Consider the following 5,618-nt stretch of genomic DNA (forward strand, 5'->3'; position numbering starts at 1 on the left):
ACGCGGCCAATGGCGTGCGCTACGTGGTGGTGGCCTTTGTGAACCACCCCAACGCGCCGGCGGCGCGCCCGGCGCTGGAGGCGCTGGTGGAGTGGACCGCCCGGCTGGCGGACTGACTGGGCGTTTTTCCCCTCCAAGATCTTGCGCTGACGGTTGGCTTCTCGCCACCACCCGTCCCACCTGCACCCAAGTGCACCACCAGGCATTCCGATCCCCCTGAATTGGGGCAGATGCCAACCCATCACCGAGCGGGGGGCGGTCCGTTGCTTGTCTTGGCTGGCCACGCCGTCGGCCCAAGAAGAAGCAGAGGCACGAAGCCCTGCCATACCCAGACCTTTTGACAAGCGACAGATCGAACGCCGGTCGTTCGATATCAGGCCGCCGCGCGGCTCAAGCGGTCGCGCACGCCGTCCCACTCGGGGCCGTCGGGTGGCGTTTCCACCCAGATCAGGCGCACGCCGGTGGCGTCGAGTTCGCGCAGCACGGCGAACAGCTCGCGCGCGGCGGCTTCGGCGTCGTCGGGCATGCGCCGGCGCGGCGCGCCGCGCGCGGCCTCGATCGGGCTGCGCGCGTACAGGGCGATGTGCCGGGCGTCCTCGCCCAGCACCTGGAAGGCCGCGCGCAGCTGCCTGGCGTCCATCAGCCGCACCTTGGCGCGCGGCGCGTAGTGCGATTCCAGCGTGCCCGAGGCGCGCGGCGCGGCCCCGTCGCGCGCGCGCAGCGGCTGGCCGGCGATGGCCTCCAGCCGCGCCGGCGTGAGCACGCCCGGACGCAGCAGCACCGGGTGGCCGCGCGTGCAGTCCACGATGGTCGATTCGATGCCCACGGGGCAGGCGCCGCCGTCGAGCACCAGCAGCGCGTCATCGGCCAGCGCGGCGAACTCCTCCATCACGTGCGCGGCGCTGGTGGGGCTGACGCGGCCGAAGCGGTTGGCGCTGGGCGCGGCCACGCCGTGCACGCCATGCGCGGCGGCGGCGCGCAGCACGGCCTGGGCCACGGGGTGCGAGGGGCAGCGCAGGCCGACCGAGTCCTGCCCGCCGGCGGCCACGGCGGCCACCTCGGCGCGGCGCGGCAGGATCAGCGTGAGCGGGCCGGGCCAGAGCGCGGCGATCAGGCGCTCGGCGAAGGCCGGCACCTCGCGCGCGTAGTGGTCGATGGCGGCGCGTGGTGCATCGGCCGCGACGTGCACGATCAGCGGGTGGTCGGCCGGGCGGCCCTTGGCCTCGAAGATGCGCCGCACCGCGCTGGCGTTGTCGGCGTCGGCGGCCAGGCCGTAGACGGTCTCGGTGGGCAGGCCCACCAGGCCGCCGTCGGCCAGGCGCCGCGCGCCCTGTTCGATGGCCTCGGGGCGCGACGCGTCGAGCAGCAGCGGCATGGCGGGCCTAGAGCGGCGGCAGGCCCAGCAGGGCCAGCGCTTTCGCGGCGGTGCCGCGCACCGCGGCCACCGTGGGGCCGGTGATGTTGAGGTGGCCCATCTTGCGGCCCGGGCGGGCGCTGGCCTTGCCGTACAGGTGCAGGTGCGTGCCGGGCAGGGCCAGCACCTCGTCCCAGGGGGGCGTGACGGGCGTGTCGCTGGCCTGCGCGTGCCGCGCGTTCGGGGCGAACCACAGGTCGCCCAGCAGGTTGAGCATGATGGCCGGGCTGTGCTGCACCGGCGCGCGCAGCGGCAGGCCGGCGACCGCGCGCACCTGCGCCTCGAACTGCGAGACGTCGCAGGCGTTCTGCGTGTAGTGGCCGCTGTTGTGCGGGCGCGGTGCCATTTCGTTGACCACCAGGTCCAGGCCGCCGCGGCCGTCGTCGACCAGGAAGTACTCCACGCAAAGCACACCCACGTAGCCGAGCTGGCGCGCGATGGCCATGGTGGCGGCCTGAGCGCGCCGCGCCAGGGCGGGGTCGATCGCGCCCTCGTAGACCTCGGTGACGGCGAGGATGCCGTCGCGGTGGGTGTTCTTCTGCACCGGGAAGCTGACGCACTGGTCGTCGGCGCCACGCGCCACGATGACCGAGCATTCGGCGCGCAGCGGCATGAGCCGCTCCAGCACGCAGGGCACGCGGCCCAGGCGGTCCCAGGCGGCGGCGAGTTCGGCGCGGTCCTTCACGCGGGCCTGGCCCTTGCCGTCGTAGCCCAGGCGCGCGGTCTTCAGGATGCCGGGCAGCAGCCCGTCCGCCACGGCGGCGAGCTGTTCGGGCGTGTCGATGCTGGCGTGGGGCGCGGGCCGCACGCCGTCGTTGTCGGCCGCGCAGCGCTCGAAATGCGCCTTCTCGGCCGCCCGGTCCTGGGCGATGGCCACGCTGGCCGCGCCGGGCGCCACCGGCCGCAGCGCCGCCAGCGACGCCAGCGCGGGCGCCGGCACGTTCTCGAACTCGGTGGTGATGGCGTCGCTGCACTGGGCCAGCTGTGCCAGGCCCTTCGGGTCGTCGTAGGCGCTGCGGATGTGGTGGTGGCTGATGAGGCCGGCCGGGCTGTCGGCGTCGGGGTCGAGCACGGCGGTGCTGAAGCCCATGGCCTGCGCGGCCTGCACGAACATGCGGCCGAGCTGGCCGCCGCCCATCACGCCCAGCGTGGTGGGGCGGCCCGAGGCGTCGGTGGCGCCGGGAAGCAGGGGGGGCGTTGCGGTCATGCGTGGGGAGGCAGGGTCATGGCCCGCGCGGCCTCGGTCTGTTCGGCGCGGAAGGCCTGCAGTTTCTGTCGCAGGGCCGGGTCTTCGCCGGCCAGCATGGCCACCGCGAACAGGGCCGCGTTGGCCGCGCCGGCGGGGCCGATGGCGAAGGTGGCCACGGGCACGCCCTTGGGCATCTGCACGATGCTGTGCAGCGAATCGACCCCACTGAGGTGCTTGCTCGCCACGGGCACGCCCAGCACGGGCACCACGGTCTTGGCGGCCAGCATGCCGGGCAGGTGGGCGGCGCCGCCCGCGCCCGCGATGATGGCCCTGAGGCCGCGCGCCGCGGCGGCCTCGGCGTAGGCGAACATGTCGTCGGGCATGCGGTGGGCCGAGACCACCCGCGCCTCGTGCGCGACACCGAACTGCTGGAGGATCTGCACGGCGTGCTGCATGGTGTCCCAGTCGCTGCTGGAACCCATGACCACGCCCACGGGGATGGGGTTCATGGAGTCGGCTTTCGGCCCGCGGGGCCTCCGGTAAAGTCGCGATTTTACGTTTTGCCCCCAATTACCCGAGCGCAGCCATGATCGACGTCACCATCGCCAACTTCGAAGCCGAGGTCATCGAGGCCTCGATGCAGACCCCCGTGCTGGTGGACTTCTGGGCCCCGTGGTGCGGGCCCTGCAAGGTCATCGGCCCCATCCTGGAAAAGCTCGAAACCGAATACGGCGGCCGCTTCAAGCTGGTGAAGGTCGATTCCGACCAGGAGCAGCAGCTCGCCGCGGCCTTCGGCATCCGCAGCATCCCCACCTGCGTGCTGCTCATGAACGGCCAGCCGGTCGACGGTTTCATGGGCGCGCTGCCCGAAGGCCAGGTGCGCGCCTTCCTCGACAAGCACGTGCCCGGCGAGGGCGAGCTCGTGGCCGAGGCCGAGGAAGCCGCCGCGCAGGAGGCGCTGGCCGACGGCGACACCGAGACCGCGCTGGAGCGCCTGCGCCAGGCCGTGCAGGCCGACCCGGAGAACGACGACGCGCGCTTCGACCTGGTGAAGCTGCTGCTGGAGCTGGGCGAGGACGACGAGGCCAAGGTGGCCTTCGCGCCCGTCATCGCCAAGGCCGCGGGTGTGCGCCGGCTCGACTCGCTCAAGCGCTGGATGGACGCGCGCGACGCGCAGGCCGAGGTGGCCGAGCCCGAGGCCCGCATGGCCGCGCTGGACACCGCCATCGCCGCCAACAAGCGCGACTTCGACGCGCGCTTCGCCCGCGCGCAGCTGCTGATGGCCTACGGCCAGTGGACGGCCGCGATGGACGAGCTGCTGGAGATCCTGATGCGCGACAAGTCCTGGAACGACGAGCTCGCGCGCAAGACCTACATCGCGGTGCTCGACGTCATCGAGCCGCCCAAACCCAAGGTGGCCGAGGGCCAGGTGCCGCCGGAGGACCCGACGGTGGCGAGCTACCGGCGGCGCCTGTCGTCCGTCGTGCTGAGCTGAAGCGGGCGCTCACGCGGCGCCGCGGCGCGGGCCGCGCCTCACAGGCCGCGGCCAGGCCGGCGGCGAAGCCTCAGCCGACGAGGCGCGTGAGCGCCTCGCGGTACTTCTCGGCGGTTTTCTCGATCACCTCGCGCGGCAGGCGCGGCGCGGGCGCGGTCTTGTCCCAGGGCTTGCCGTTGACCTTGGCGCCTTCGAGCCAGTCGCGCAGGTACTGCTTGTCGTAGCTGGGCGGGTTGCTGCCCACGGCGTAGCTCTCGGCCGGCCAGTAGCGCGAGCTGTCGGGCGTCAGCACCTCGTCCATCAGCACCACGCGGCCGGCGGCGTCCAGGCCGAACTCGAACTTGGTGTCCGCGATGATGATGCCCTTTTCGAGCGCGATGGCGGCGGCCGCCCGGTAGAGCCGGATGGCGATGTCGCGGATCTGCGCCGCGACCTCGGCGCCCACCATCTCCACCGTGCGCTCGTAGGTGATGTTCTCGTCGTGCTCGCCCATGGCGGCCTTGGCGGCCGGCGTGTAGATGGGCTCGGGCAGCTGGGAGGCGTTGCGCAGGCCCTCGGGCAGCGGCACGCCGCAGACCGAGCGGCTCTCCTGGTACTCCTTCCAGCCGCTGCCGGCCAGGTAGCCGCGCACCACCGCTTCCACCGGAATGGGCTTGAGGCGCTGCACCAGCATGGAACGGCCCACCACCTGCGCCCGTTCGGCCGGCGTGACCACGCTTTCGGGGTCTTCGCCCGTGAGGTGGGTCGGGCAGATGTTGAGGCCCTTGGGGCCCAGGCGGTCGAACCAGAACAGCGACAGCCGGGTGAGCAGTTCCCCCTTGCCGGGAATGGGTTCGCCCATGATCACGTCGAAGGCGCTGATGCGGTCGGACGCCACCATGAGGATGCGGTCGTCGCCAACGGCGTAGTTGTCGCGCACCTTGCCGCGCGCGAGCAGCGGCAGCGACGTGAGGTTGGAGGTGTGCAGGGCGGAGGTCATGGCGCGGTAGGAGTCGAAGGCAAGAAAAAGGCCCGTTGAACGCTCAACGGGCCTTGCGCAGTTCGGCCGGATTATCGCAAGTTGGCGCGACCGCCGGGGCAATGCCCCACCCGGGCCCTCACTTGGCGGCCAGTCCGAGGCGCTCGATCAGGGCCTTGTCCTTGGCGAAGGTCTCGCCGGCCCACTTCTTGTAGTCCTCGCCGCTGCGGTACCACACGGCCTGGTTGAGCTGGGCCAGCACCTCCATGTGCTTTGGCTCGTCCATGGCCTTCTTGAAGGCGTCGTGCAAGGCCTTGACCACGGCCGGGTCCATGCCCTTGGGGCCGGCCAGGCCGTAGGGCGAGGTGGACACCACGCCGTAGCCCAGCTCCTGCGCGGTGGGCACCTCGGGCCAGCGCTGGGTGCGCTGCTCGCCGAAGGTGACAAGCAGGCGCATCTGGCCGGCGTCGACGTACTTGTCCCAGCCGCTGGCGTCGCTCTGGGCCATCACGTGGCCGCCGAGCAGGGCGGCCTGCAGGTCGGCGTTGCCCTTGAAGGGCAC

General features: G+C 72.4%; 6 protein-coding genes. 1 reads left to right on the top strand and 5 read right to left on the bottom strand.

Translation table 11 applies throughout. From position 1 onward, the window contains the following. Nucleotides 1–373: 373 nt before the first annotated feature. The 3 genes from BGO22_RS20055 to purE are packed head-to-tail and all read right to left on the bottom strand — an operon-like array spanning nt 374 to nt 3,112. Nucleotides 374–1,369, bottom strand: a complete 996-nt coding sequence (locus BGO22_RS20055; RefSeq protein WP_286852278.1) for an L-threonylcarbamoyladenylate synthase — start codon at nt 1,367–1,369, stop codon at nt 374–376. A 13-nt stretch (nt 1,370–1,382) separates the two neighbouring features. Next, nucleotides 1,383–2,621 (bottom strand): 5-(carboxyamino)imidazole ribonucleotide synthase, encoded by a 1,239-nt coding sequence (locus BGO22_RS20060; RefSeq protein ID WP_286852273.1) that lies wholly within the window; start codon nt 2,619–2,621, stop codon nt 1,383–1,385. Then, on the bottom strand, nt 2,618–3,112 hold the full coding sequence (gene purE / locus BGO22_RS20065) for a 5-(carboxyamino)imidazole ribonucleotide mutase (RefSeq protein WP_286852274.1): 495 nt from the start codon (nt 3,110–3,112) through the stop codon (nt 2,618–2,620). The genes BGO22_RS20060 and purE overlap by 4 nt, the downstream gene beginning before the upstream one ends. Before the next feature lie 77 nt (nt 3,113–3,189). Between purE and trxA the strand changes: the two genes are divergently transcribed. After that, nucleotides 3,190–4,098 (top strand): thioredoxin, encoded by a 909-nt coding sequence (gene trxA / locus BGO22_RS20070; protein WP_286852275.1) that lies wholly within the window; start codon nt 3,190–3,192, stop codon nt 4,096–4,098. A 70-nt stretch (nt 4,099–4,168) separates the two neighbouring features. Here the strand turns inward: trxA and BGO22_RS20075 are convergent, their stop codons facing one another. Together BGO22_RS20075 and BGO22_RS20080 are read right to left on the bottom strand one after the other, a co-directional pair. Continuing rightward, entirely contained in the window at nt 4,169–5,077 is a 909-nt protein-coding gene (locus tag BGO22_RS20075; protein WP_286852276.1) for a phosphoribosylaminoimidazolesuccinocarboxamide synthase, read from the bottom strand. 118 nt (nt 5,078–5,195) lie between these two features. Beyond that, nucleotides 5,196–5,618: tripartite tricarboxylate transporter substrate-binding protein (locus BGO22_RS20080; RefSeq protein ID WP_286852277.1), on the bottom strand; the 423-nt coding region annotated here is incomplete at its 5' end.

The sequence above is a fragment of the Hydrogenophaga sp. 70-12 genome, assembly GCF_001897365.1.
Lineage (GTDB): Bacteria > Pseudomonadota > Gammaproteobacteria > Burkholderiales > Burkholderiaceae_C > Hydrogenophaga > Hydrogenophaga borbori.